The sequence below is a fragment of the Aquariibacter albus genome, from assembly GCF_014145335.1.
In the GTDB taxonomy this organism is placed as follows: Bacteria; Pseudomonadota; Gammaproteobacteria; order Burkholderiales; family Burkholderiaceae_C; genus Aquariibacter; species Aquariibacter albus.
Genome location: NZ_JACIVI010000002.1, coordinates 109230 through 135988, shown reverse-complemented (window position 1 = coordinate 135988; position 26759 = coordinate 109230). Strand labels below are relative to the sequence as shown.

25 protein-coding genes are annotated in these 26759 nt (G+C 72.5%); 15 read left to right on the top strand and 10 right to left on the bottom strand.

Annotated features, from left to right (window positions below; genetic code table 11):
* Positions 1-19 precede the first annotated feature (19 nt).
* The 8 genes from H4F90_RS08110 to H4F90_RS08075 all read right to left on the bottom strand — a co-directional run bounded on the left by H4F90_RS08110 (position 20) and on the right by H4F90_RS08075 (position 9592).
* Complete coding sequence (locus H4F90_RS08110) at positions 20-475, bottom strand: hypothetical protein (RefSeq protein WP_182663361.1); 456 nt, start codon at positions 473-475, stop codon at positions 20-22.
* Between the two features lie 51 nt (positions 476-526).
* Positions 527-1894 (bottom strand): DNA repair protein RadA, encoded by a 1368-nt coding sequence (gene radA / locus H4F90_RS08105; RefSeq protein WP_182663359.1) that lies wholly within the window; start codon positions 1892-1894, stop codon positions 527-529.
* Positions 1895-1944: 50 nt separating this feature from the next.
* A complete protein-coding gene (locus tag H4F90_RS08100; RefSeq protein ID WP_182663357.1) occupies positions 1945-2709 on the bottom strand; it encodes an enoyl-CoA hydratase in 765 nt (254 codons plus the stop codon).
* Positions 2710-2806: 97 nt separating this feature from the next.
* Positions 2807-4033: an acetyl-CoA C-acyltransferase gene (locus tag H4F90_RS08095; RefSeq protein ID WP_182663355.1), complete on the bottom strand. Its 1227-nt coding sequence runs from the start codon at positions 4031-4033 to the stop codon at positions 2807-2809.
* 140 nt (positions 4034-4173) lie between these two features.
* A complete protein-coding gene (locus H4F90_RS08090; protein WP_182663352.1) occupies positions 4174-6582 on the bottom strand; it encodes a 3-hydroxyacyl-CoA dehydrogenase/enoyl-CoA hydratase family protein in 2409 nt (802 codons plus the stop codon).
* A 35-nt stretch (positions 6583-6617) separates the two neighbouring features.
* Positions 6618-7061: a DUF2147 domain-containing protein gene (locus tag H4F90_RS08085; protein ID WP_182663350.1), complete on the bottom strand. Its 444-nt coding sequence runs from the start codon at positions 7059-7061 to the stop codon at positions 6618-6620.
* A 38-nt stretch (positions 7062-7099) separates the two neighbouring features.
* Positions 7100-8902, bottom strand: a complete 1803-nt coding sequence (locus H4F90_RS08080; RefSeq protein ID WP_182663348.1) for an acyl-CoA dehydrogenase C-terminal domain-containing protein — start codon at positions 8900-8902, stop codon at positions 7100-7102.
* Between the two features lie 54 nt (positions 8903-8956).
* The gene (locus H4F90_RS08075; RefSeq protein ID WP_182663346.1) at positions 8957-9592 is read right to left on the bottom strand and encodes a TetR/AcrR family transcriptional regulator; all 636 of its coding nucleotides are present in this window, start codon (positions 9590-9592) and stop codon (positions 8957-8959) included.
* Between the two features lie 188 nt (positions 9593-9780).
* On the opposite strand from H4F90_RS08075, the gene H4F90_RS08070 reads away from it, so the two are divergent.
* The 7 genes from H4F90_RS08070 to pyk all read left to right on the top strand — a co-directional run bounded on the left by H4F90_RS08070 (position 9781) and on the right by pyk (position 15524).
* Complete coding sequence (locus H4F90_RS08070; RefSeq protein ID WP_182663344.1) at positions 9781-10338, top strand: HNH endonuclease; 558 nt, start codon at positions 9781-9783, stop codon at positions 10336-10338.
* A 181-nt stretch (positions 10339-10519) separates the two neighbouring features.
* The gene (locus H4F90_RS08065; protein WP_182663342.1) at positions 10520-10978 is read left to right on the top strand and encodes an outer membrane lipoprotein; all 459 of its coding nucleotides are present in this window, start codon (positions 10520-10522) and stop codon (positions 10976-10978) included.
* Between the two features lie 98 nt (positions 10979-11076).
* Positions 11077-11511, top strand: a complete 435-nt coding sequence (locus H4F90_RS08060; RefSeq protein ID WP_235972113.1) for a hypothetical protein — start codon at positions 11077-11079, stop codon at positions 11509-11511.
* 84 nt (positions 11512-11595) lie between these two features.
* Positions 11596-12378 (top strand): AzlC family ABC transporter permease, encoded by a 783-nt coding sequence (locus H4F90_RS08055; protein ID WP_182663340.1) that lies wholly within the window; start codon positions 11596-11598, stop codon positions 12376-12378.
* A gap of 7 nt (positions 12379-12385) precedes the next feature.
* Positions 12386-12745, top strand: a complete 360-nt coding sequence (locus H4F90_RS08050) for an AzlD domain-containing protein (protein ID WP_182663338.1) — start codon at positions 12386-12388, stop codon at positions 12743-12745.
* Between the two features lie 57 nt (positions 12746-12802).
* Positions 12803-13996, top strand: a complete 1194-nt coding sequence (locus tag H4F90_RS08045; protein ID WP_182663336.1) for a phosphoglycerate kinase — start codon at positions 12803-12805, stop codon at positions 13994-13996.
* Positions 13997-14093: 97 nt separating this feature from the next.
* A complete protein-coding gene (gene pyk, locus H4F90_RS08040; protein ID WP_182663333.1) occupies positions 14094-15524 on the top strand; it encodes a pyruvate kinase in 1431 nt (476 codons plus the stop codon).
* Between the two features lie 16 nt (positions 15525-15540).
* Here the strand turns inward: pyk and H4F90_RS08035 are convergent, their stop codons facing one another.
* Positions 15541-16863 carry a hypothetical protein gene (locus H4F90_RS08035; protein WP_182663331.1) on the bottom strand — a complete coding sequence of 441 codons (1323 nt, stop codon included), beginning with the start codon at positions 16861-16863 and terminating at the stop codon, positions 15541-15543.
* 263 nt (positions 16864-17126) lie between these two features.
* Between H4F90_RS08035 and fba the strand changes: the two genes are divergently transcribed.
* Genes fba through H4F90_RS08020 form a run of 3 tightly spaced genes read left to right on the top strand, consistent with a single transcriptional unit; the run spans position 17127 to position 20258 of the window.
* Positions 17127-18191, top strand: a complete 1065-nt coding sequence (gene fba / locus H4F90_RS08030; protein ID WP_182663329.1) for a class II fructose-bisphosphate aldolase — start codon at positions 17127-17129, stop codon at positions 18189-18191.
* Between the two features lie 20 nt (positions 18192-18211).
* Complete coding sequence (locus H4F90_RS08025) at positions 18212-19120, top strand: phosphoribosylaminoimidazolesuccinocarboxamide synthase (protein ID WP_182663853.1); 909 nt, start codon at positions 18212-18214, stop codon at positions 19118-19120.
* A 10-nt stretch (positions 19121-19130) separates the two neighbouring features.
* The gene (locus H4F90_RS08020; protein ID WP_182663327.1) at positions 19131-20258 is read left to right on the top strand and encodes a hypothetical protein; all 1128 of its coding nucleotides are present in this window, start codon (positions 19131-19133) and stop codon (positions 20256-20258) included.
* 28 nt (positions 20259-20286) lie between these two features.
* On the opposite strand, the gene H4F90_RS08015 is transcribed toward H4F90_RS08020, so the two are convergent.
* Positions 20287-21231 carry a tetratricopeptide repeat protein gene (locus H4F90_RS08015; protein ID WP_182663325.1) on the bottom strand — a complete coding sequence of 315 codons (945 nt, stop codon included), beginning with the start codon at positions 21229-21231 and terminating at the stop codon, positions 20287-20289.
* A gap of 159 nt (positions 21232-21390) precedes the next feature.
* On the opposite strand from H4F90_RS08015, the gene purE reads away from it, so the two are divergent.
* From purE to ribA, 5 genes are all read left to right on the top strand, one after another.
* On the top strand, positions 21391-21921 hold the full coding sequence (purE, locus tag H4F90_RS08010; protein WP_182663322.1) for a 5-(carboxyamino)imidazole ribonucleotide mutase: 531 nt from the start codon (positions 21391-21393) through the stop codon (positions 21919-21921).
* Positions 21922-21991: 70 nt separating this feature from the next.
* On the top strand, positions 21992-23182 hold the full coding sequence (locus tag H4F90_RS08005) for a 5-(carboxyamino)imidazole ribonucleotide synthase (protein ID WP_182663320.1): 1191 nt from the start codon (positions 21992-21994) through the stop codon (positions 23180-23182).
* A gap of 29 nt (positions 23183-23211) precedes the next feature.
* Entirely contained in the window at positions 23212-24222 is a 1011-nt protein-coding gene (locus tag H4F90_RS08000) for an L-threonylcarbamoyladenylate synthase (RefSeq protein WP_407926174.1), read from the top strand.
* A 50-nt stretch (positions 24223-24272) separates the two neighbouring features.
* Positions 24273-25253: an SGNH/GDSL hydrolase family protein gene (locus tag H4F90_RS07995; protein ID WP_182663318.1), complete on the top strand. Its 981-nt coding sequence runs from the start codon at positions 24273-24275 to the stop codon at positions 25251-25253.
* 61 nt (positions 25254-25314) lie between these two features.
* A complete protein-coding gene (gene ribA / locus H4F90_RS07990; protein WP_182663316.1) occupies positions 25315-26517 on the top strand; it encodes a GTP cyclohydrolase II in 1203 nt (400 codons plus the stop codon).
* Positions 26518-26759: the final 242 nt, after the last annotated feature.

Below are 26759 nucleotides of genomic sequence, written 5' to 3'. Positions count from 1 at the left end.
GACCCAGCCCGCCGACGCCTCAGGCCGCGGGCGGGGCGGCGGTCTCGGCCCCCTCGCCTGCCGGCTCCAGCCGCCAGCGGCTGACCCGGCCCTTCTCCAGCGCCACACGCAGACGGTGGCCGGAGGCATCGGTCCACAGGTAGACACCGGCGCCGGGCGGCAGCGGGCCCTCCGGCCCGGCCGACTCGCCGGCGGCGACCGGCCAGTCGGCCTTGGCGCCCAGGCTGCGGGTGCGCAGCAGCAGGTCGGCCAGCGGCAGGCCGGGGCGCAGGCGCGGCAGCAGCTCGGTGGCGCTGACGATGCGACCCACCGGCCGGCCGGACGCCACCTTCAGCGCCCGCACGGTGCGGCTGAACTGCAGCAGCAGCCAGAACACGACCAGGGTGGTCGCGAAGACCGCGCCCTGCCAGCCGAACTGGACGATGGCGAGCACGCTGAACAGGGCGGCCAGCAGCCAGCCGATGCGGGGGTTCATGGAAACGGGGCTCCTGGAAACATGAGGAAGGAGGACTGGCGACCCGGCCGCTCAGCCCAGGCTGCGCGCCAGCTCGATGGCCTGCTCGACACGCTCGACGCCGTGCACGCTCAGGCCCTCGATGGGTTGGCGCGGCACATTGGCCTGCGGCACGACGGCGGCGGTGAAGCCGAGCTTGGCCGCCTCGCGCAGCCGGTCCTGGCCACGCGGCGCGGGCCGCACCTCGCCGGCCAGGCCGACTTCGCCGAAGGCGATCAGGCCGCGCGGCAGGGCCTTGCCGCGCAGGCTGCCCTGGATGGCGAGCAGCACGGCCAGGTCGGCCGCCGGCTCGGCGATGCGCACGCCGCCGACGGCGTTGACGAACACGTCCTGGTCCATGCAGGCCACGCCGGCATGGCGGTGCAGCACGGCCAGCAGCATGGCCAGGCGGTCACGGTCCAGGCCCACGCTCAGGCGCCGCGGGCTGGGGCCGCCGCTGTCGACCAGGGCCTGGATCTCGACCAGCAGCGGCCGCGTGCCCTCCAGCGTGACCAGCACGCAGGCGCCGGGCACCGGCTCGCCCTGGGTCGAGAGGAAGATGGCGCTCGGGTTGCTGACGCCCTTGAGACCTTTGTCCGTCATCGCGAAGACGCCGATCTCGTTGACCGCGCCGAAGCGGTTCTTGATCGCGCGGATCAGGCGGAAGCTGCTGTGCGTGTCGCCCTCGAAATACAGCACGGTGTCGACCATGTGCTCCAGCACGCGCGGGCCGGCCAGCGCGCCTTCCTTGGTCACGTGGCCGACCAGCACGATGGCGCAGCCGCTGGCCTTGGCCGCGCGGGTGAGCTGGGCCGCGCATTCGCGCACCTGGGCGACCGAGCCGGGCGCCGAACTGAGCGCGTCGGAGAACACGGTCTGGATCGAGTCGATCACGCAGAAGCGCGGCTGCAGCTGCTCCAGCGTCGCGAGGATCTTCTCCAGCTGGATCTCGGCCAGCACCTGCACCGCCGTGCCGGCCAGGCCGAGGCGGCGGGCGCGCAGGGCGACCTGGGCGCCGGATTCCTCGCCGCTCACGTAGAGCACCGGCCAGCCGGCCGAAAGCGCGTCGACGGCCTGCAGCAGCAGGGTGCTCTTGCCGATGCCCGGGTCGCCGCCGATCAGCACCACGCCGCCTTCGACGATGCCCCCGCCGAGGACACGGTCCAGCTCGCCCAGGCCGGTCGGACGGCGATCGACCTCGCTGGCCTCGATCTCGGCCAGGGCACGCACCGGCTGGGCTGCGGCCAGGCCCTGGTAGCGGTTGCGCGGGGCGCCGGCGGCCGGCTCGGCCGGGCCCTCGTCCAGGGTGTTCCAGGCCTTGCAGTGTGGGCACTGGCCGAGCCACTTCGGGCTCTGGCCGCCGCATTCGCGGCAGGTGTAGACGGTCTTGTCGCGGGCCATGCGCGCCATTGTCGGCCCGGGGACCCCCGGGGCAGCGGCCGGACCGGGACTCAGCAGCGGCTGAAGTCGGGCTTGCGCTTTTCGAGGAAGGCGGTGAAGGCCTCCTTCGCGGCCGGCTCCTTGAGCATGCGGCCGAAGACGGCGATCTCTTCGGCCAGGCGCTGCTGCACCGCCGGCGCGTCGGCGGCCTTCAGCAGACTCTTGGTCTCGACCAGCGAGGCCAGGGGCTTGGCGGCCAGCTTGCGCGCCATCACGGCGGCGAAGGCATTCAGCTCATTGGGCGGCACGATGCGGTTGACCAGGCCGCGCTCGAAGGCCTGCTCGGCGCCGAAGGGTTCGGCCAGCAGCAGGGCCTCGGCGGCGCGCGGGTGGCCCCAGAGCCGCGGCAGCAGCAGGCTGGAGGCCGCCTCCGGGCAGAGGCCCAGGTTGACGAAGGGCAGGCTGAAGACGGCGTTGTCGCCGGCGTAGACCAGGTCGCAGTGCAGCAGCATCGTCGTGCCCACGCCCACCGCCGGGCCGGCCACCGCAGCGATCAGCGGCTTGGGGAAGGTGGCGAGGGCGTGCAGGAAGCGCAGCACCGGCGTGTCGCTGCCGATCTCGGGCGATTGCAGGAAGTCGGACAGGTCGTTGCCGGCGCAGAAGACCTGCTCATGCCCCTGGATCAGCACGACGCGGGTGTCGGCCGCAGCGGCCGCTTCGTCCAGCGCGTCGGCCAGGGCGGCATAGAGGGCCGCATTCAGCGCGTTCTTCTTGTCGAGTCGGTTCAGCGTCAGGGTGAGGACGCCGTCTTCGGTGTGGCGCAGCAGCTCGCTCATGGAGGGTCCTTGGGCCCGGGCCGGGCGGAAACGGAAAGCCCGCGCGGGGCGGGCTGGGGGGGACGGAGTGTCGCCCGGCCGGGCCGGGCGCCGGGGTTCAGACGCGCTCGAAGATGCCCGCCGCCCCCTGGCCGGTGCCGATGCACATGGTCACCATGCCGTACTTGAGCTGATGGCGGCGCAGGGCGTGGATGACGGTGGCCGCGCGGATCGCGCCGGTGGCGCCCAGCGGGTGGCCCAGGGCGATGGCGCCGCCCAGGGGGTTGACCTTGGCCGGGTCGAGCTTGAGCGTGTCCAGCACCGCCAGGGACTGCGCGGCGAAGGCCTCGTTCAGTTCGATCCAGTCGAGCTGGTCCTGCGTCAGGCCGGCGCGCTGGAGCACCGCGGGGATGGCCTCGATGGGGCCGATGCCCATGATCTCCGGCGGCACGCCCTTGTTGGCGTAGCCGACGAAGCGGGCCAGCGGGGTCAGGCCGTGGGTCTTGATCGCGGCCTCGCTGGCCAGGATCAGGGCGCCGGCGCCGTCGCTGGTCTGCGAGCTGTTGCCGGCCGTGACGCTGCCCAGGCCGGTGGCCTGACCGCTCGGGTCCTTGGGCGCAGCAAAGGCCGGCTTGAGCTTGGCCAGGCCGGCCAGCGTGGTGTCGGCGCGCGGGCCTTCGTCCAGGCTCACGCTGCGGGTGCGCACGGTGACGCTGCCCTCGGCCAGATTGGGCAGGCGCTCGACCACCTCGATGGGCGTGATCTCGTCGGCGAACTCGCCAGCGGCCTGGGCCTTCAGCGCCTTCTCGTGGCTGGCCAGGGCGAAGGCGTCCTGCGCCTCGCGGCTGACCTTCCACTGCTGGGCCACCTTCTCGGCCGTCATGCCCATGCCGTAGGCCAGGCCGAGGTTCTCGTCCTTCTCGAACACGGCCGGATTGAAGGAGGGCTTGTGGCCGCTCATGGGCACCAGGCTCATGCTCTCGGCGCCGCCGGCGATCATCAGGTCGGCCTCGCCGACGCGGATGCGGTCGGCGGCCATCTGGATGGCGGTCAGGCCGCTGGCGCAGAAGCGGTTGACGGTGACGCCGCCGACCGAGTGCGGCAGGCCGGCCAGCATCACCGCCAGGCGGGCCATGTTGAGGCCCTGCTCGGCCTCGGGCATGGCGCAGCCGATCACGGCGTCCTCGATGGCCTTCGGGTCCAGCGTCGGCACCTGGCGCAGGGCGCCCTGCAGCGCGGCGACCAGCAGGTCGTCGGGCCGCATGCTGCGGAAGGCGCCGCGGCCGGCCTTGCCGATCGGGGTGCGGGTGGCGGCGACGATGTAGGCGTCTTGCAGTTGTTTCATCGTGAGCTCCTCGCCGGGGCTTCAACCCGGCTGTGCATCTCGCGGAAAAGGGCTTCCAGCGGCCGCGGCGGATCCGGCTCCGCCGGTCCGCCCGCGGCGCCCCCTTGGAGGGGGAGCGCCGCAGGCGCTTCGGGGGTGGGTCAGTTCCGGACCGGCTTGCCGGTGCTCAGCATGCCCATGATCCGTTCCTGGGTCTTGGGATGGTCCAGCAGCTTGCAGAAGCGCTGGCGCTCCAGGGTCAGCAGGTAGGCCTCGGTGACAAGGCTGCCCGGGTCCACGTCGCCACCGCACAGCACCTCGGCGATCAGGGTGGCGATGTGCTGGTCGTGGGCGCTGATCATCCCGCCGTCGCGCAGGTTGGCCAGCTGGCCGCGGATCGTGGCCAGGGTGCTGCGGCCGGCCACCGGGAAGGGCTGGGCCACCGGCGGGCGGTAGCCGGCCGAGGCCAGGGCGCGCACCTGCTGGCTGGCCACGAAGAGCAGCTCGTCCTTGTGCGGCACGATCAGGTCGCTGTCCAGCAGGTAGCCCAGCTCGCGGCTTTCCAGCGCGCTGGTGCCGACCTTGGCCATGGCCGCGGCCTCGAAACCGGTCTTCAGGAAGGGCAGCAGGTCGGTGCCCGGGGTGACGCTGCCGTGCACGGCCAACGCCCGCTCGGCCGCGCGGCGGGCGATGTAGGTGAGTCCGCCCGCGCCGGGCAGCAGGCCCACGCCGACCTCGACCAGGCCGATGTAGCTCTCCATCGCCGCCACGCGCCGGGCGCAGTGCACCAGCAGTTCGCAGCCGCCGCCCAGGGCGATGCCGCGGATCGCGGCCACCACCGGCACCTGGGCGTAGCGCAGGCGCAGCATCAGGTCCTGCAGCTTCTTCTCCTCCGGATCGATGCCCTTGCTGCCGTGCTTCATGAAGACGGGCATCAGGGCTTCGAGGTTGGCGCCGGCCGAGAACATCTCGTCGGGCGACCAGATCACCAGGCCCTGGAATTCGCGCTCGGCGATCTCGACCGCCTGCATCAGGCCGGCGGTGACGGTGGGGCTGATGAGGTGCAGCTTGGCGGTGATGCTGGCGATCAGCACCTCGCCGTCCAGCGTCCAGACGCGCAGCTCCTCGTTCTTGAAGACCTCGGTGCCGCTCTGGAGCGCCGGGAGGAAACCGCTGCCGGCCACCGTCTCGGGGAAAGCCTGGCGGTCGTAGACGGGCAGGCTGCGCGGCGGCACGAAGGCGCCGGCGCTGGGGCTCCAGGAGCCCTCGGGCTGGTGCACGCCACCGCGCTCGGCGACCGGGCCACTCGTCACCCAGGCCGGCAGCGGGGCCTTGGACAGGGCCAGGCCGGCCTCGATGTCGGCCGCCACCCAGGCCGCCACCTGGGTCCAGCCAGCCTGCTGCCAGAGCTCGAAGGGGCCTTGCTGGTGGCCGAAGCCCCAGCGCAGGGCGAAGTCCACGTCGCGCGCGGTCTCGGCGATGGTGCCCAGGTGCACGGCGGCGTAGTGGAAGCCGTCGCGGAGCAGCGCCCACAGGAACTGGGCCTGCGGGTTCTTGCTTTCGCGCAGCAGCTTCAGGCGCTCGGCCGGAGCCTTCTTGAGGATGCGGGCGACCAGCTCGTCGGCCTTGCCGCCGGCCGGCACGTAGCTGGCCTGGGCCGGGTCCAGGCGCAGGATGGCCTTGCCGTCCTTCTTGTAGAAGCCGGCGCCGCTCTTCTGGCCCAGGGCCCCCTGGGCGATCAGGCCGGCCACGACCTCGGGGGTGGCGTAGCTCGGGTGGAAGGGGTCGTCGGCCAGGTTGTCCTGCAGCGTCTTGATGACGTGGGCCAAGGTGTCCAGGCCCACCACGTCGGCGGTGCGGAAGGTGCCGCTGCTGGCACGACCGAGCTTCTTGCCGGTCAGGTCGTCGACCACGTCATACGTCAGGCCGTAGGTCTCGGCTTCCTTGATCGTGGCCAGCATGCCGGCCACGCCGACGCGATTGGCGATGAAGTTGGGCGTGTCCCTGGCGCGCAGCACGCTCTTGCCGAGGAAGGTGGTGGCGAAGCTCTCCAGCGCGTCCAGCACCTCGGGCTGGGTGCCGGCGGTGGGGATCAGCTCCAGCAGCGCCATGTAGCGCGGCGGGTTGAAGAAGTGCACGCCGCAGAAACGCGGGCGCAGCGCCTCGGGCAGGGCCTGCGCCAGCGCATTGATCGACAGGCCCGAGGTGTTGCTGGCCAGGATGGCGTGCGGCGCGACGTGGTCGGCGATGCGCGCGTAAAGGTCGCGCTTCCAGTCCATGCGCTCGGCGATGGCCTCGATCACCAGATCGCATTGGCCGAGCAGGGCAAGGTCGTCCTCGTAGTTGGCCGCGCGGATGCGGCCGGCCTCGGCCGCCAGGCCCAGCGGCGCGGGCTTGAGCTTCTTGAGCTTCTCGATGGCGCCCAGGGCGATGCCCGACTTCGGGCCCTCCTTGGCCGGCAGGTCGAAGAGCACGACCGGCACGCGGACATTGACCAGATGGGCGGCGATCTGCGCGCCCATCACGCCGGCGCCGAGCACGGCCACCTGGCGGATGGGGAATCGGGGCATGGCTTGCTCCAGCGGAAAAGGGGATGGGACGGCGCTCACTCGACGCGCAGCCAGGTCTGGGTGCGGCCGAGCAGGGAGAAGCCGATGAAGCCGCGCACCTCCAGCTTGCTGCCCCCCTCGACCGGGGTCAGCTTGACCTGGTAAGTCTTGCCCTCCTCGGGGTCGAGGATCTGGCCACCGGTCCAGACCTTGCCGTCGCCGGCGGCCTGCACGCCACGGATGACCTCCAGGCCGTCCATGGGCTTGTCCTTGCGGTCGTCGCTGCACTTGCCGCAGACCGCATCGGGCTTGGCGGTCGGGTCCAGGCGCTTCTCGATGCGGCCGACCAGATGGCCGCCGGTCTCGGCGATGCGCACCAGCGAGCGCTCCTTGCCGGTCTTGTCGTCGACCGACTTCCACAGGCCGACGGGGGTGGACTGGGCGGCGGCAAGGCCGCTGCACGCGAGCAGCGCGAGGCTGATCATCAGGGGGCGGATCATGGACTGTCTCCTCTCGGGGGGCCGTCGTGCGGCGGGACTCAGAACAGGGCTTCGTCCAGCGCCATCAGCGAGGCGCTGCCGGCACGGGCACTGCGGATCAGGCTGGCCGTCTCGGGCAGCAGCTTGGCGAAGTAGAAGCGGGCGGTGGCCAGCTTGGCGGTGTAGAAGGGGTCGCCGGCGGTGGCGGGGTCGGCCTGCTTGGCCAGCGCGACCTTGGCCATGCGCGCGAAGAAGTAGGCAAAGACCAGGTGGCCGCAGACCCGCAGGTAGTCGACCGCCGCGGCGCCGACCTCGTCCGCATTGCCCATGCCCTTGAAGCCCAGCTCGGTGCTGAGCTTGGTGACCTTGTCGCCCAGATCGGCCAGCGGGTTCACGAATTCCTGCATGGCCTCGTCGACGCCCTCGTCCTCGACGAAGGCGGCCACCTTGCGGCCGAAGGCCTTGAGCTTCTTGCCGCCATCGCCCAGCACCTTGCGGCCCAGCAGGTCCAGGCTCTGGATGGTGTTGGTGCCCTCGTAGATCATGTTGATGCGCGCGTCGCGCACGAACTGCTCCATGCCCCACTCGCGGATGTAGCCGTGACCGCCGTAGACCTGCAGGCAGTGGCTGGTGGCCAGCCAGGCGTTGTCGGTCAGGAAGGCCTTGACGATGGGGGTCAGCAGGGCGACTTCGTCGGCGGCGGCGCGGCGCACGTCTTCGTCGGGATGGCTCAGCTCATGGTCGAGCTGAAGCGCGGTGTAGACGGCCAGCGCACGGCCACCCTCGGCATAGGCGCGCGCCGTCAGCAGCATCTTGCGCACGTCCGGGTGCACGATGATCGGGTCGGCCGGCTTGTCGGCCGCCTTGGCGCCCGTCAGGCTGCGCATCTGCAGGCGGTCCTTGGCGTAGGCGACGGCGTTCTGGTAGGCGACCTCGGTCAGGCCCAGCGACTGCATGCCCACGCCCAGGCGGGCAGCATTCATCATCACGAACATCGCGGCCAGGCCCTTGTTCGGCTCACCCACCAGGGTGCCGAGCGCGCCGTCGAGCGCCATCTGGCAGGTGGCGTTGCCGTGGATGCCCATCTTGTGTTCGAGGCCGGTGCAGACGATGGCGTTGCGGGCGCCCAGCGAGCCATCCGCATGCACCAGGAACTTGGGCACGACGAAAAGGCTGATGCCCTTGCTGCCGGCCGGCGCGTCGGGCAGGCGGGCCAGCACAAGGTGGATGATGTTCTCGGCCAGCTCGTGGTCGCCGGCGCTGATGAAGATCTTCTGTCCGGTGATGCGGTAGCTGCCGTCGGCCAGCGGCTCGGCCTTGCTGCGCAGCAGGCCGAGGTCGGTGCCGCAGTGCGGCTCGGTCAGGCACATGGTGCCGGTCCAGTGGCCGCTGGTGAGCTTGGGCAGGTACAGGGCCTGCTGCTCCGGCGTGCCGTGGGCATGCAGGCACTCATAGGCACCGTGGGTCAGACCGGGGTACATGGTCCAGGCCTGGTTGGCGCTGTTGAGCATCTCGTAGAGGCACTGGTTGAGCGTCACCGGCAGGCCCTGGCCCCCGTAGGCCGGGTCGCAGCTCAGGGCCGGCCAGCCGCCAGCCACGTACTGCGCATAGGCTTCCTTGAAACCCTGCGGCGCATGCACGGTGTGGGTGGCCTTGTCGAGCGTGCAGCCCTCGGCATCGCCCGGGGCATTGAGCGGCTGGATCACGCCGGCAGCGAACTTGCCGCCTTCTTCCAGCACGGCATTGACCGTGTCGGCGTCGATCTCGGCATGGGCCGGCATGGCCTGCAGGGCCGCGGTGACATCCAGCACCTCGTGCAGGACGAACTGCATGTCGCGCAGCGGGGGGGTGTAGGTCGGCATGACAGGCCTCCGTGGGGGCGGGTTGGAACAGGCGGGAAGAAGCAGGCCACCGGCTCAGGCCGCGGCATGCGAAGCGATGAGACGGGCGAAACCGCGCCGGGCGCGCTCGACCGAGCCCGGGCTGTGCAGGAGCCGGGCGTCGTGGTGCAGGGCGAGAATCAAGCCGTGCAGCTCGAACAGCAGCTGCTCGGGCTCGGTGTCGGCGCGGAGATGGCCTTCCGCGATGGCCAGGCGTGCGGCGCGGATCAGGGCCTCGTGCCAGGTGCGGACCATGCCGACCAGGGCCTCGCGGACCGGGCCGGGCCGGTCGTCGAACTCGACAGCCGCGCTGATGTAGATGCAGCCCGAATCGACCTCGACGGCCACCCGCTGCACCCAGCGGTCGAAGAGCGCGCGCAGCCGGGGCAGGCCGCGCGGCTCGCGCAAGGCCGGCTGGAAGATCTCCTCGGCGAAGCGGCGGTGGTACTCCCGGATCACCGAAATCTGCAGCTCCTCGCGTGAACCGAAGTGCGCGAAGACGCCGGACTTGCTCATCTGCGTGACCTCGGCCAAGGCGCCGATCGACAAGCCCTCCAGACCGATCTGGGAGGCGAGGCCGAGCGCCGCCTCCAGGATGACCAGGCGGGTCTGCTGGCCCTTGGGCGGACCGTAGGCACGGCTGGCGGCAGAGATCGGGCTGCTGGAGGACATGGCGAGGACGGGCCGCAATAAAACGAACGATCGTTCTATTTTTACCCGAGTCCAGCCGATCTGTCGCTGAAATTTCTTGCCGCCCCTGATTTGCGGGGCCGGGCCCACCCGGAGCGCTCGGGCTTGACCCCGGCGCTTGAGGCCGTCACGGTGCTTCGTCTATCCTCCAAGGGATTGGAGTGCTCCCGATGGATGTGCTACAGCTCGATGTGTCCGGTCGGCCCCAGGCCTGGATCAATGTGCGAGAGGCGGCCACGCTCTACGCCAGCGATGCCGTCGCCTGGACACTGGGGCCGGCGGTGCTGGCGCTGCGCGGCGGCATCCAGCGCAGCAGTGGCCGGCAATCGCGGATCGAGGTGCATGCCATCGTCGCCGTGCGCGGCGCGGTGCCCAGTCGGGCCTGGCGCAACACCCCGGCGCTCTCCAATCCCAAGCTCTTCCTGCGCGACCGGCAAATCTGCGCCTACTGCGGCGGCCACTTCAGCCTGGACGACCTGACCCGCGAGCACATCGTGCCGACCTCCCGCGGCGGCGCCGACAGCTGGATGAACTGCATCACCGCCTGCAAGGCCTGCAACGGCCGCAAGGGCAATCGGATGCCGGAGGAGGCCCGCATGAGCCTGCTCTACCTGCCTTACGTGCCCAGCCTGCACGAGGACATGATCCTGCGCGGCCGCCGCATCCTGAGCGACCAGATGGAGTTCCTGCTCGCCAGCGTGCCCCGCAACAGCCGGCTGCATGGCTGAGCGGCCGACGCGGCGGCTTTCACACTTCTTTGCGCTTCGATCCGTCGCGCCGCCGGTCCGACGGACGGAAACTTCGCCGATCGACCCGGGTCGCACCCGGGTCTCGCAACGCGCACCGTCAGCCGACCCGGCCCGCATCGCGTTGAACGGCTGTCCAGAACACCCACGATCGGAACCTGTCATGCGTCACCCCCTCCTGCTCGCCTCCGTGCTGGCCCTCAGCCTGGCCGCCTGCTCGACCACCAGCCCGGACGTGGTCCAGCGCGGCGATGCGCAACGCCTGTCCTCGGTGCAGGACGCCACGATCATCAGCAGCCGACCGGTGACGGTGGAGGGCAGCCAGTCGGGCGTCGGCGCCGCCACCGGGGCGGTGATCGGCGGCGTGGCCGGCAGCTCGGTCGGCGGACGGCGTGAATCGGTGGCCGTCGGCGTGCTGGGGGCGGTCGTCGGTGCCGTGGCCGGCAATGCGGCCGAACGCTTCGGCACCCGCGAGACCGCCGTCGAGCTGATCGTGCAGCTGAAGAACGGCGAGCGCCGCGCGATCGTGCAGGCCCAGGGCGAAGAGAACTTCAAGCCCGGCGACCGGGTGGTGCTGGTGAGCAGCGGCGGCACGACCCGCGTGTCGCGCACGCCGAACTGAGCCCCCTGCCGCGTGGCGCCCCCGCCCACGCGGCAGCCCCCTCAAGCCTCCGGCGGGGCGGCCGATAGCCAGGAACCCCCTGAGCTTGCGCACCGCCCATGCCCCCCCTCCCCACGCCTTCTGTCCGCAGCCTGCGCCGCCCCGGCGCGGCCGGCCTCGCGCTGCTCGGCGCGAGCCTGCTGCTGGGGGGCTGCCAGTGGCTGGGCATCGAATCGCCCGAACAGCAGCATCAGGCCAAGGCGGCCGACGGCCAGGCCATCGGCAGCGCCTGCCGGCATGCCGGCCGGGCGCTGGAGGACTGCTTCGTGCTGAACCCCAAGGCCCAGCGGGCGGCCGTCTTTGCCGGCTGGCGCGAGATGGACGAGTACATGCGCGAGAACAAGATCGAGGCCGTCGCACCGACCCTGCCGCGCCCGGGCAGCCGACAGGCCGAGACAGCGCGGGCCGAGCCCGGCGCTGCGGGCGAAGGGCCGGCGGCGCCGGACGAGCGCCCGGACGCCCAGGGCAGCAAGGCCAGCCGTCACGCGTCCTGAACCGCCGCAGGGCAGCCCCTCGACGCCCGCCCCTTCCGCCCGGGCGCGGCGGAAGGCGGGCGGGCCCGATGGGACAATGACGGGATGCCGCCGCACGCCGCCCCTCCCGTCGCGACCGGGTCGCTGCCCTGGGCCGGGGGATGGCGCCACCCGGCCTTGCGCGCCGGCATCCGCGACATGGTGACCCCGCAACTCGGCATCGCCGCCTGGGCGCTGGTCACCGGGGTGGCGATGGTCAAGGGCGGCCTGGGCGTGCCGCTGGCCCTGCTGATGAGCCTGACCGTCTTTGCCGGCAGCGCGCAGCTCGCAGCCCTGCCGCTGCTGGCGGCCGGTGCGCCGCTGGGGGTGCTTTGGGCCACCGCGCTGTGCGTGAACCTGCGCTTCGTGATCTTCAGCGCCGGCTGGCGGCCGATCTTTCTCGGCCTGCCCTTGCGCCTCCGGCTGCTGGCGGCCTACCTCGCCGGCGACGTGAACTACGTGCTGTGCATGCAGCAGCTCGAACGCCGGCCGATCCGGCCCGAGGATCCGGCCGCGCGGGACGAAGCCCGCGCCTACTTCGCCGGCACCGCGCTCACCAACTACCTGTTCTGGCAGGGCGCGTCGATCACCGGCATCCTGCTGGCCGACCGCATCCCGTCCGAATGGGGCCTGGGATTCGCCGGGACGCTGGCCCTGTTCGGTCTCCTGATGGGCCTGGTGCGCGACTGGGCCACCGGCCTGGCCGCCGGGGCCGCGGGCCTGGCGGCCGTCGCGGCCCATGCCCTGCCCTTCCGGCTGAACATCGTCACGGCCATCTTCGCGGCCGTGGCCCTGGGCCTGCTGGCCGAGCGTCTGGTATCCCGCCCCGCCGGGCCGGGGCCGCAATGACTCGGACATGAACAGCTCCGTGCATCTGCTGAGCCTGGGCGAGGCCCTGCTGGCCTTCGGGGGCCTGACGCTGATCACGGTGATCACGCGCGGCTTCTTCTTTCTCTCCGAGCGCGAGCTGCGTCTGCCCGACCGCGTGCAGCGCGGCCTGCGCTATGCGCCGGTGGCCGCGCTGGCCGCGGTGGTGCTGCCCGAAGTGCTGATGCGCCAGGGGCAGTGGGTCGCCGAGCCCTGGCGCGAGCCCCAGCTCTGGGCGGCGCTGGCTGCGGCCCTGTGGTTCCTGCTGCGCGGCGGCCTGCTCGGCACCATCGTGGTCGGCATGGCCGTGATGCTGCTGCTGCGCCTGGGTTTCGGCCTCGGCAGCTAGCCGCCCCTTCCCTTTTCTTCCCTCCATCCCTTCCATCCAATCGAAAGAGGTTCTCCGATGAATGTGCTTCGCTTCACCGACCTGATCGCCGAAGGCCGCGTGGCCGGCCGCCGTGTCTTCATCCGCGCCGACCTGAACGTGCCGCAGGACGAGGCCGGCCGCATCACCGAGGACACCCGCATCCGCGCCAGCGTGCCCTGCATCCAGCAGGCGCTGGATGCCGGTGCCGCGGTGATGGTGACCAGCCACCTCGGCCGCCCGACCGAGGGCGAGTTCAAGCCCGAGGATTCGCTCGCCCCGGTGGCCGAGCGGCTGGCCGAGCTGCTGGGCCGTCCGGTGCCGCTGGTGGCCAAGTGGATCGACGGCGTCGAGGTCAAGCCCGGCGAGGTCGTGCTGCTGGAGAACTGCCGCCTGAACAAGGGCGAGAAGAAGAACAACGAGGAGCTGGCCCGCAAGATGGCCGCGCTCTGCGACATCTTCGTGCACGACGCCTTCGGCACCGCGCACCGCGCCGAGGGCAGCACCTACGGCATCGCCCAGTACGCGCCGGTGGCCTGCGCCGGACCGCTGCTGGCCGCCGAGATCGATGCGATCAACAAGGCCCTGGCCGAGCCCGCCCGGCCGCTGGTGGCCATCGTCGCCGGCAGCAAGGTGTCGACCAAGCTGTCGATCCTGAAGTCGCTGGCCGGCAAGGTCGACCAGCTGATCGTGGGGGGCGGCATTGCCAACACCTTCCTGCTCGCCGCGGGCCACCCGATCGGCAAGAGCCTGGCCGAGCCCGACCTGGTCGAGGACGCCAAGGCCATCATCGCGATGATGAGCGAGCGCGGCGCCGCGGTGCCGATCCCGGTCGACGTGGTGGTGGCCGACGAGTTCTCGGCGCTGGCGCGCGCGAACAAGGTGGCCGCCGACGCGGTGCAGCCCAGCGACCTGATCCTCGACATCGGCCCCAAGACGGCGGCCGAGCTGGCGGGCATCATCGCCCGCGCCGGCACGGTGGTCTGGAACGGCCCGGTCGGCGTGTTCGAGTACGACCAGTTCAGCGGCGGCACGCGCACCCTGGCCGCGGCCATCGCCCACTCCTCGGCCTTCAGCATCGCCGGCGGCGGCGACACGCTGGCGGCCATCGCCAAGTACGGCATCGAGCGCGACATCGGCTACATCTCGACCGGCGGCGGCGCCTTCCTGGAGGTGCTGGAGGGCAAGACCCTGCCGGCCTTCGAGATCCTGGAGAAGCGCGCGGCCGGCTGAAGCCATGCGCATGTCCTCCGGCCCGCCGCGGGCCGGCCGGAGGATCGATCGCCCCCCTGGCCCGCGGACAGAACATCGAAGAACGGAGACAAGCCCCATGACCCGCGCCACCAAGATCGTCGCCACCCTCGGCCCTGCCTCGTCCTCGCCCGAAGTGCTTGAGAGCATGTTGCGCGGGGGGGTGGACATCGTGCGGCTGAACTTCTCGCACGGCACGGCGCAGGATCACATCGACCGGGCCCGCCTGGTGCGCGAAGCCGCGCAGCGCGTCGGCAAGGAGGTGGCCATCATGGCAGACCTGCAGGGGCCGAAGATCCGTGTCGGCAAGTTCGCCGAGGGCAAGGTCATGCTGGAGCGGGGCGCCGCCTTCGTGCTGGACGCCGGCCGCAAGGTGCCGGGCGATGTGCAGGCCGTGGGCCTGGACTACAAGAACCTGCCGCGCGACGTGAAGGCCGGCGACACCCTGCTGCTGAACGACGGCCTGATCGTGCTGGGGGTCGAGCGGGTGGTCGGCGAGGCCGTGCACACGGTGGTGAAGGTCGGCGGCGAGCTGTCGAACAACAAGGGCATCAACAAGCTCGGCGGTGGCCTGACCGCGCCGGCCCTGACGGCCAAGGACATGGAGGACCTGAAGACGGCGGTGGCGATCCGCTGCGACTACCTGGCGGTCAGCTTTCCCAAGAGCGCCTCCGACATGATCCTGGCCCGCCAGCTCGCCGACGTGGCCGGCGAACCCATCGACCACCGCGTGGCCCTGATCGCGAAGATCGAGCGCAGCGAGGCGATTCCGCTGCTCGACGAGATCCTCAAGGCCAGCGACGGGATCATGGTCGCCCGCGGCGACCTGGCGGTCGAGGTCGGCAACGCGGCCGTGCCGGCCCTGCAGAAGAAGATGATCAAGCGCGCCCGCGCGCTGGACAAGCTGGTCATCACCGCGACGCAGATGATGGAGTCGATGATCGTCAACCCGGTGCCGACGCGGGCTGAGGTCAGCGACGTGGCCAATGCCGTGCTCGACGGCACCGACGCGGTCATGCTGAGCGCCGAGACGGCGGCCGGCAAGTTCCCGCTCGAGACCATCGAGCAGATGGCCGCCATCGCCGCCGAGGCCGAGCGCGCCGAGGAGGCGCAGCTCGACACCGACTTCAGCCAGCGCCACTACACCCGCATCGACCAGAGCATCGCCATGGGCGCGCTGTTCACCGCCGAGCACCTGGACTGCCGGGCCATCGTCGCGCTGACCGAATCCGGCTCGACCGCGCTCTGGATGAGCCGGCACAAGATCAAGGTGCCGATCGTCGCGCTGACCTCGCAGCTCGCCAGCCAGCGCCGCATGGCGCTCTTCCGCAATGTGCAGCCCATCCTGATGGAAGCCTGCACCGACCGCGACCAGGCCCTGGCCCAGGCCGAGCAGATCCTGGTCGAGCGCGGGCTGCTGAGCTCGGGCGACACCTACGCCATCACCATCGGCGAACCCATGGGCCGCCCCGGCGGCACCAACATGCTCAAGGTGATGCGGGTGGCCTGAGGCCGGTCCCCGGGGTTCAGCGGCCGGGCGGCGTGGCCGGCCAGACCGGGCCCTCGCCGCGGCATTCGGCCGGCGCCTGGCGCAGCGCCAGACCGGGGCCAGGCACGCAGAACCAGCGCAGGCCCTGGGCGGTGCGAAGGCGCGGCTCCAGCAGCAGCACGCCGTCGGGGGTGCGGAGGGTCAGCACCAGGCTGACGGCATCGAGCTCGATCCGGCCCAGGCCGCCCGGCAGCTCCGCGGGCAGGCCCAGCGTGCCCAGGCCGGCGGGCCCCTGGCCATGGCGGCGGTGGTAGGCACTGACGGCCGCCGCCACCGGCTTGGCCGCCTCGTGCGCGACCGCCAGGCGCTGGCGCACGCCCCGGTCCTCAAGCACCGGCTGCGCGGCCGCCAGCAGCAGCAAGGCGGCCGCGCCGACGGCCAGACTGGCCCAGGCCGGTGCCCGGCCCGGATGCGGCGTGAACAGGGCCAGGGCCCAGGCCAGCGGCTGGACTGCGGCAGGCACGAGCTCCTCATCCTGCTGCAAAGCCGCCACGCGGGCGCTCAGCGGGCGGCCGGGCGCGCGCAGGGCCTGGTAGGCCGCGAGCAAGCCCGGCGCCGGCCCGGAGGCGCCGGGCCGGACCACGGCGGGCGCCGTCGCGCCCAGCACCGGCCGCAGCAGGGCGCGCGCAGCGGCCGCAGGGTCGCCGCCGGCCGCGCGCAGGCCGGCACGGTCGGCGGCGGCTTCGCGCTCGCGGTCGAGGGCCGGGCCGAGGAGCGGCAAGACACGCGCCGGCAGGCGCAGCAGCTCGGCCCAGGGAGACGCGTGGCGAAGGCAGGCGAGCGCCCGGCCGAGCTGGAAATCGAGGGCCTGTGGATCGTCGGCGAGCACCTCGAGCAGGGCGCGCGGCAGGAGCACCGCACCGCCGTCGGGCCCCCGCAGCACCTGGGCTGCGGGGCAGGTGGCCCCGGGCTCGGGCGCCACGGCCGGCAGCAGCCAGAGGGCCGGCTGCGGCCGGCGCAGACTGCCGGGACCGGCCAGGGCCTGCCAGCGTGCATGCAGGGCCGGCAGGGTGTGCGCATCGACCCGCAGCCCCTCGCGGGCCGCACGGTCCAGCCGCGCACTGCGGCGCAGGGCCACGATCAGCAGGCCCAGGGCCAGGGGCAGCAGCACGCCACCGGCCGTGCCCAGCAAGAGCAGGCCCCAGAGGCCGGCGCCCAGGCGCAGGGCCCAGCGGTCCAGCCGGTGGACGGCAGCCTGCGGCGCTTCATCGCCAAGCGCAGGGGGTGGGGGGGCGAAAGGGCCGGGCGCACGCCAGGCCTCGAGGGGGTCGGGCAGCGCCGGGGCGGATACATCGTTCACAGCGGGGCTCCTTAGAAGCGAGGACAGAGGTCAGGAGCGGACCGAGGCGCGGCGGGTTCCCGGACCCGACCTTTTGGGGGGGCCGTCAGGCCCTCCTCAGCGGCGCCGGTTGGAATGTGGGCAGGGGCTCTCCCCCGGGACGGGTGGCCGTCGTCGCCCCCGCCCCGGCGGGGCCCGTGAGCCGGGGGCGGGCCGCCTAAAATCCCGCGGATCCCCGTCTCCGTCCAATTCCCTTTCGTTTTCTTTCGACTTCCGGAGTCCTCATGCCTCTCGTCTCGATGCGCCAGCTGCTGGACCATGCCGCCGAAAACGGCTATGGCATCCCGGCCTTCAACGTGAACAACCTGGAACAAGTCCAGGCCGTGATGGCCGCGGCCGCCGAAGTCGGCGCGCCGGTGATCCTGCAGGCCAGCGCCGGCGCACGGAAGTACGCGGGTGAGCCCTTCATCAAGCACCTGATCCAGGCCGCCGTCGAGGCCTATCCGGAGATCCCGCTGGTCATGCACCAGGACCACGGCACCTCGCCGAAGGTCTGTGCCGGCGCGATCGATCTGGGCTTCGGCTCGGTGATGATGGACGGCTCGCTGCAGGAAGACGGCAAGACCCCGGCCTCTTTCGACTACAACGTCGAGGTGACCCGCAAGGTCGTCGAGATGGCGCACAAGGTCGGTGTCACCGTGGAAGGCGAACTGGGTTGCCTGGGCAACCTGGAAACCGGCGAGGCCGGCGAGGAAGACGGCATCGGCGCCGAAGGCAAGCTGGACCACAGCCAGATGCTGACCGACCCGGAAGAGGCCGCCCAGTTCGTGAAGGCCACCCAGCTCGACGCGCTGGCCATCGCCATCGGCACCAGCCACGGCGCCTACAAGTTCAGCCGCCCGCCCACCGGCGACATCCTGGCGATCAGCCGCGTGAAGGAAATCCACGCCCGCATCCCCAACACCCACCTGGTGATGCACGGCTCGTCCAGCGTGCCGCAGGAGCTGCTGGCCATCATCAACCAGTACGGCGGCAAGATGAAGCAGACCTACGGCGTGCCGGTGGCCGAGATCCAGGAAGCCATCAAGCACGGCGTGCGCAAGATCAACATCGACACCGACATCCGCATGGCGATGACCGGCGCGGTGCGCAAGTTCATGGCCGAGTACCCGGACAAGTTCGACGCCCGTGAATGGCTGAAGCCGGCCCGCGAAGCGGCCAAGGCCGTCTGCAAGGCGCGCTACCTGGAGTTCGGCTGCGAAGGCCAGGCCGGCAAGATCAAGGCTCGCAGCCTGGTCGACATCGCCGCCGCCTACGCCCGCGGCGAGCTGGCCCAGGTCGTTGCCTGACCGGAGCGCTGCGCGTGAGCCTGTCCGACTCGACCACCGTCCACGCCTCCACCCTGCATTCGCTGCCGCTGCTGGCGCGCGGCAAGGTGCGTGACAACTACGCGGTCGGCAACGACCGCATCCTGATGGTGGCGAGCGACCGGCTCAGCGCCTTCGACGTGATCCTCGACCAGCCCATTCCGGGCAAGGGCGCGCTGCTCACGCAGATGGCCCTGTTCTGGTTCGACAAGCTCGGCCATGTCGTGCCCAACCACCTGACCGGCGAAGCGCCGGAAGCGGTGGTGGCGGCCGACGAGGTGGCCCAGGTGCGCGGCCGCTCGATGCTGGTCAAGCGCCTGAAGCCGCTGCCGGTCGAGGCCGTGGTGCGCGGCTACCTGGCCGGCTCGGGCTGGAAGGAATACCAGCAGGGCGGCGCCGTGTGCGGCGTGAAGCTGCCGGCCGGCCTGCGCAACGCCAGCAAGCTGCCCGAGCCCATCTTCACCCCGGCGACCAAGGCGGCGGTGGGCGACCACGACGAGAACATCGACTTCGACACCATGGCCGGCCTGATCGGCCGCGAGCGGGCCGAGGAAGTGCGGCGTGTCGCCATCCAGCTCTACCGCGAGGCGGCCGACTACGCGCTGACCCGCGGCATCATCATTGCCGACACCAAGTTCGAGTTCGGCCTGGACGAGCACGGCACCCTGACCCTGATGGACGAGGTGCTGACGCCCGACTCCTCGCGCTTCTGGCCCCTGGCCAGCTACGCCGAGGGCAGCAACCCGCCGAGCTACGACAAGCAGGGTGTGCGCGACTGGCTCGAATCGGTGCGCATCGACGGCCAGCCCTGGAACAAGCGCGCCCCGGCGCCCGCGCTTCCGGCAGCGGTGGCCGAAGCCACGGCGGCCACCTACCGCGAGGCCCTGGAACGGCTGACCGGTCCGCGCTGAGCGAGGCACGATGACGGCCCCGACCTCGCGGCTGCAGCAGCGGCTGGAGACCGAGATCCTCCAGGCCCGGGACCCGGTGACCTGCGCGATGCTGCGGGCCGAGCGGGCCTGCCTGCTGGCCCGTCACGGGGACCTGGAGGGCGCCGCCGCGGAACGCGAGGCGCTCGGGGCCGAGGCCCTGCGTCATCCGGCCCCTGGCCTGGCCGTCTGGTTGAAGCTGCTGGAGGGCACGCTGGGCTACTACCGCGGCGCCGACACCAGCCACCGCGCGGCCTTTTCCCAGGCCATGGACCTCGCGCACCAGGCCCGGCTGCGGCCGCTGATCGCGCTGAGCGCGATCTGGCTGGCACAGATGGCCTTCGTGGACGACGAGATCGAGCCGATGGTGCGCCTGCTCAGCCAGGCCCTGCAGGAGTCCAGCCCGCAACAGCACAGCGTGCGGGCGCGGGTGGCCATGCTGATCGCGCTGAACTACCACTACGCCTTCCGCGTCGACCTGGCCCAGCCCTGGTACCAGCGGGCCCAGCAGCACGCGAGCGCGGACGGCGACGTGCAGACCCTGAGCGCGCTGATGTATGCGCGCGCCTGGACCAGCGGCAATCAGTGCCGCATGGCCTCGATCTTCGGCACGCCCATGCCGGAAAGCTCGGACGCGATCCGCCAGGCGGTGCTGAGCGCCCAGTCCAGCGAGCACTTCGACCGCCGCACCGGCGCCCAGGCCCTGCAGCAGCTCACGCCGCTGCTGGAAGCCCAGCTGCTGACGACCCAGGGGCGCTGGGCCGAGGCCGATGCCCTGTTCTCCGCCCACCTGGAGGTCGAGAACAGCCTGGACGGCGTGCAGCGCTACCTGGCCCTGCTGCTGGGCGACTGGGCCTGGTGCCGGCTGCAGCTGGGCGATGCCGGGGACGCGCGCCGCCTGGCGACGCGCTCGGCCACCGCGCTCGCCGAGCATGACTGCGCGCAGGACGACCGCACCGTGGTGCTCGGCCGCCTGGCCCGACTGCGCGCCATCCTGGGCGAGGTCGAACTCGCGCAGCAGCACGAGGCCGAGGCGCAAATGGAGCTGGCCCGCTTCGGCGAGAACCAGGCCCGGGTGCTCAAGGCCCTGGATGCCGCGCTGCGACAGACGGTGATGTGAGGCACGGCCGGCCTGGCCGGCCGGCGGGTCAGAACAGGGCCATCGACAGCTTGCGGCGGTATTGGTCGAGCAAGGGATCGGCCGGCGTCACGGCCGCACGGCCGGCGATCTCCAGCGCGCCGGCCGCCGGCGCCGCAGCCGTCGGCGCGGGTGCCGGCTTGCTCAGCAGCTCCAGGATGGCGACATAGCTGCGACGCGCCAGTTCACCGTTCCAGGTCTTGTCGCGCAGCAGGATCTCGAGCAGTTCGTCCATCGCCGCGGTCGGCCGACCGGCCGCCCAATGAAACTGGGCCAGCGCATGGCGTGCGGCGAAGTCGCGGCGGTTGGCGGCGATGGCCGCGGCCAGGGCCTCGGGGTCAGCGGCGGGCGCGGCCTCATGCGCCTCCAGGCAGAGGGCCAGGGCGGCAGCACGCGCATCGAAGGCCAGCTTGGGCTGCAGCGGCGCCAGGGCCTGGCGGGCCTCGGCCAGGCGACCGGCCTCGATCAGCTTGAAGACCCAGTCGGCGCGCAGCTTGTCGTTGCCGGGCTCGGCAGCCACCGCGACGGACAGCCGATCGGCCTCGGCCGCGGGGCCGGGCTCGTCGTCGAGCAGGGCCTCGGCCGTGGTCGGCCGCGCGTCCTCGACCGTCGCGGGGCCGGGCGGCACATGCTTGTCGAGGAATTCACGGATCTGCGCCTCGGGCAGTGCCCCCACGAAGCCGTCGACCGGCTGGCCGCCGACGAACATCACGCAGAAGGGAATCGAGCGCACGCCGAAGGCCTGGCTGAGCTGGCCGGCGATCTCGGGCTCCTGGTCGCTGTCGAGCTTGCCCAGGGTGAAGCGGCCGGCGTAGTCGCGTTCCAGCTTTTCGAGCACCGGGCCCAGGGCCTTGCAGGGGGCGCACCAGGGCGCCCAGATGTCGAGCAGCACGGGGGTGGCGAGCGAGGCCTCGATCAGCTCGGCCTGGAAATTCTCGAGGGTGATGTCGATCATGGTGTCCGGGGTGAGGCGGGGTCGGCGCGGGGTGGGGCGGAGGCCCGACCCGCCGGGAAAGGGGCGCTCCCTACAATCGCGGGTCGGTCGGGCGCGCTGGGCGCCGGGCCGCTGCTGATGCCGGGCCCTCGCCCGGTCGCGTCGAGGAGTCTCCGAGCCATGGTCCCGTCCGCCGTCTCCCCCATCCCGCCCGCCGCCGATCCTGCGGTGACGGTGGGCGTGGTCATGGGCTCCAGCAGCGATTGGGACGTGATGCAGCACGCGGTCGCGATTCTCACCGAGTTCGGCGTGGCCCATGAGGCACGCGTCGTCTCGGCCCACCGCATGCCCGACACGCTCTTCAGCTATGCCGAATCGGCCCGCCCGCGCGGCCTGAAGGCCATCATCGCCGGGGCCGGCGGCGCTGCCCACCTGCCGGGCATGCTGGCGGCCAAGACCCCGGTGCCGGTGCTCGGCGTGCCGGTGCCGAGCAAGCACCTGCAGGGCGTCGACTCGCTGCACAGCATCGTGCAGATGCCCAAGGGCGTGCCGGTGGCCACCTTCGCGATCGGCGTGGCCGGCGCGGCCAATGCCGCGCTGTTCGCCGTCGCGATGCTGGCCAGCGAGGACCCGGAGCTGGCCGCCCGGCTGGACGCCTTCCGCACCCGCCAGACCGCCGCCGCCGAGGCCATGACCCTGCCGCCGGCCTGAATCCGCCCCCCTGCGCCCCCGGGGTCCGCGCGACACGCCGGCCCCGCAGATCCCGATTGCGAGTCCCCGAATGCCGATTTCCAAGACCCTCCTGCCTGCGGCCGCCGATGTCGGCGCGCAGTCGAGCACCCTGGGCGTGATGGGCGGCGGCCAGCTCGGCCGCATGTTCGCGCACGCCGCGCAGCGCCTGGGCTACTTCACCGCGGTGATGGATCCGGACGTGGCCAGCCCGGCCGGCCTGGTCTCGCACGTGCATGTGCAGGCCGACTACCTGGACGAGCAGGGCCTGGCCCAGATGCTCAAGCGCTGTGCGGCGATCACCACCGAGTTCGAGAACGTGCCGGCCGGCGCGCTCTACACCCTGGGTGCCCACCTGCCGACCGCACCGGATGCCGAGGCGGTGGCCGTGTGCCAGGACCGCGCCAAGGAGAAGGCCCACATCGTGCGCTGCGGCGTGCCCTGTGCGCCGCACGCCCTGATCGAGACGCCCGCCCAGCTCGCCGCCGTGCCCGACGGCCTGCTGCCCGGCATCCTCAAGACCGCCCGCCTGGGCTACGACGGCAAGGGCCAGATCCGCGTGCGCGACCGCGCCGAGCTGGAGGCCGCCTGGGCCACGCTGAAGGGCGTGCCCTGCGTGCTCGAACAGATGCTCGCGCTGGACTTCGAGATCAGCGTGGTGCTGGCCCGCGACGCGCACGGCCGCGTCGTGCACCTGCCGGTGCAGCGCAACCTGCACCGGGACGGCATCCTGGCCGTGACCGAGGTGCCGGCGCCCGGCGTTTCCGCCGCCCTGGCCGAGGAGGCGGTGGCCGCCGCGGCCAAGATCGCCGACGGGCTGCGCTACGTCGGCGTGCTGTGCGTCGAGTTCTTCGTGCTCCAGGGCGGCCAGCTGGTGGCCAACGAGATGGCGCCGCGGCCGCACAACTCCGGCCACCACAGCATCGACAGCTGCGACGTGTCGCAGTTCGAGCTGCAGGTGCGCTGCATGACCGGCCTGCCGCTGGTCGCGCCGCGCCTGCACTCGCCGGCCGTGATGCTGAACCTGCTCGGCGACCTCTGGTTCGATGCCGAGGGCCGCGAACGTACGCCCGACTGGGCCGGCGTGCTGGCCCTGCCGGGCGCGCACCTGCACCTCTACGGCAAGTCCAGCGCCCGCAAGGGCCGCAAGATGGGCCACCTGACCTTCACCGCCGCCACCGCGGCCGAGGCCCGCGCCGCCGCGCAGCAGGCGGCGACGCTGCTGGGCCTGCCGGCCTTCTGAGCCGTCCCGCCCCCGCCCTGTCGCCTGCCGTGAACGCCGCTGCCCCCGGCCCCCTGCTGCGCGCCGGCGCGTCCGCCGAGGCCGTGGCCGAAGCGGCCGCGCGCCTGGCCGCCGGCGGCCTGGTCGCCTTCCCGACCGAGACCGTCTATGGCCTGGGCGCGCGGGCCGACGATGCCGCAGCCGTCGCCGCCATCTATGCGGCCAAGGGCCGGCCCGCCGACCATCCGCTGATCGTCCATGTGGCCGAACCGGAGGAGGCCGCGGCCTTCACCCGCGACTGGCCGCCGCTCGCGCAGCGCCTGGCCAAGGCCTTCTGGCCCGGCCCGCTGACCCTGATCCTGCCGCGTCGCCCCGGACTGGCCGAGGCCGCAGCGGGCGGCCAGGACAGCCTGGGTCTGCGCTGCCCCGACCATCCGGTGGCCCGCGCGCTGCTGCGCGCCGCGGCCGCACGCGGCGTGCCGGGCGTGGCCGCGCCCAGCGCGAACCGCTTCGGCCGCATCAGCCCGACCCGCGCAGCCCACGTGCTGGACGAATTCGCCGGCCTCGGTCCGGAGGCCCTGCTGGTCCTGGACGGCGGGGACTGCGCGGTCGGCATCGAGTCGACCATCATCGATCTGTCGCGCGGCCGGCCGGTGCTGCTGCGCCCCGGCATGCTGGGGGCCGACGCCGTGGCCGCCGTCGCCGGCGAGGCCGTGCAGCCCCCGGATGCCGCCGCGCCGCGCGCTTCCGGCACGCTGGAGCAGCACTACGCCCCGCGCGCCCGTGTCCAGCTGATGTCGCGCGCCCAGCTGCAAGCCGCGCTCGACGCCCTGTCCCCGGGCGGACCGGCGCCCGCGGTTTATGCTCGCGCCGGTCTCGCCCTGCCCGCGGAACTTCCCGGGCTGCGGATGCCGGCCGAAGCGGCTGCGGCCGCCCAGGCCCTGTTCGCCGACCTGCGCCGCCTGGACGCAGGCCACCCGCCGGCGATCTGGGTCGAAACCCCACCAGACCACGCTGAATGGGCGGGCGTGCGCGACCGCCTGCGGCGCGCCGCCGCCTGACCCCAAACGCCCCCCCCGCCCCGGCCCCCCTTTTTCCGCTGGAGACCCCCATGCAAGCCAACACCCCCCTGCGCCGCGCGCGCACCGGGCTCGTCGCCACCCTTGCCACGGCCGGTGCGGCACTGCTGGTCGCCTGTGGCGGCGGCGGCAGCCTGGTGGAGCGCTTCGACGCCCAGCGGCTGTTCGTCTTCGGCGACGAGACCAATGTCATCGTCACCGGCTCGAGCAGCAGCCGCAACGGCCTGCGCTACACCGTCAACACGCGCAACACCGACGGCGTGACCGTCAACTGCCTCGACAACCCGATCTGGATCCAGCAGCTCGGCCGCGAGCTGGGCATCGGCTTCAGCGGCTGCCCGCTGCCGGTCGCCGAGGAAGCCAGCCCGCGTGGCGTCATCCTCGCCACGGCCAACAGCGGCGTGGCGGACCTTGAAGCCAAGGTCAACACCTTCCTGGCCGGCACCACGGTCGCAACGGGCGACCTGGCCACGGTCTACACCGGCCAGAACGACCTGATCGCGCTCTACGGCACGCTGAGCACGGCGGCCCAGGCCACCGCCGCCGAGGCCACCGCCCGCGAACTCGGCAACCGGGTGGCCCGCCAGATCAACCGCCTCGCCACGGCCGACGTGCGCGTGCTGTTCGGCACCCTGCCGAACCTGGACCTGACGCCCTGGGGCCGCAGCCGCACGTCCTCGGCCTTCAACCCGCAGACCGTGCTGCGCAGCCTCACCGAAGCCTTCAACACCGGCCTGCGCGCGACGGTGATCAACGACGGCCGCCTGATCGGCCTGGTCGACATCGGCGACCGCGTCGGCCTGCTGGCCGACCGCCCCGGCAACCTCGGCAGCGGCGGCAACGCCACCGTGGCCGCCTGCACGCCGGCGCTGCCCGATTGCTACAACACCACGCTGATCGGCGGCGCGACCGAGACCAACCATCTCTGGGCCAGCGACCGCCACTTCGGCGTGACGGCGCATGACATCGTCGGCCTGCGCGCGATCAACCGCGTGCGCACCAACCCCTTCTGACCTTCCCCGCCCCCCGGCTGCCGGCTGCCCCAGGGGCGGGACGGCCGGGCGCGTCTGACCGATGAGCGTTCCTCCGCCCTCCGCCTCCCCCGCCCCGTCGCTGCCCGGCTGGTCTTTCGATGCCGTCGAGCGCCGCGCGCTGCGGATGGACCGCGCCCGCACCGAGCTCCAGCACGGCCGGCCGCTGGCCCTCCGGGCCGGCCCGGGCCAGCCCGGCCTGCTGATCGCCGCGGTCGAAACCCTGGGGGCGGCGGGCTGGTCGCGCTGGCAGAGCGGCCGCGGGGCCCTGCGTCTGCTGCTGAGTGCCGAACGGCTGCAGGCCCTGAGCCAGCGCGGCGATGCCGAGGCCGCCCACCTGCCGGTGCCGACGGAACTGGACCTCGCCGGCCTGCAGGCCCTGGCGGCCGTGCAGGCCCGGCCCGACCAGGCCCCCGGGGGCGCCTGGGGCCTGGACTGGCCGGCCGAGCGCCGGCGCGCCTTCCTGGCCAGCGCCCAGCCCGCCGACGCCGCGGAGCAGGCCGCCCTGCGCCTGGCCAAGCTCGGCCCGCTGAGCCCGGCCCTGCTGCGCCTGGCCCTGCCCGCCGACACGCTGGACGCCGCCGTGGCGGACGGCCTGGTCGAGATCGCCCCGCAGGACATCGAAGCCGCACGCGGTGCGCCCCGTGCGCTGCTGCGCCGGCTGAGCGATGCCCATGTGCCGATCACCGCGCACGAGGACTGCACCCTGGTGCTGTTCCGGGAACTGCACGGCGAGACCGAGCATCTCGCCCTGGTCGTCGGCCAGCCCGATCGCAGCCAGCCGGTGCCGGTGCGGCTGCACTCCTCCTGCTTCACCGGCGACCTGCTCGGCAGCCTGCGCTGCGACTGCGGCGACCAGCTGCAGGGTGCGATCGAGCGCCTGGCCGAAGACGGCGGCGTGCTGCTCTACCTGGCCCAGGAGGGCCGCGGCACCGGCCTGGCCAGCAAGCTCAGGGCCTACCGCCTGCAGGACACCGGCCTGGACACGCTGGATGCCGACCGCTACCTCGGCTTCCGCGCCGACGAGCGCGACTTCCAGGCCGCCGCGGCCATGCTCGACGCGCTGGGCATCGCCCGCATCCGGCTGCTGACCAACAACCCGGCCAAGATCGAGGCCCTGCGCGCCGCCGGCATCGACGTGGTCGACCGGCTGCCCCTGGTCGTGCCCAGCAATCCGCACAACGCCCGCTACCTCGCCACCAAGCGCGACCGCGCCGGCCACCTGCGCGACGACGAGCAGGCCTGAGCGGCGCCGCCGGCCGGCGGCGGCCGCGCCCGCAGGCCCCGGGGGCCGCGCCACGCGGGACGCAGGGCGGAAGACCCCCTCTTGAAAGCCCGGGACCCGTCCCTATAATCCATTTGCTAGCACTCATCCAGCATGAGTGCTAACGCTGCCGGGGGCCCCCGAGCCGCCGCAGCCTCTCTTGCCTTGCGGTGGTCCGTTCATCGCGCCGCCGCGTCCACCACGACTTCCGTAGAGGAGCCACC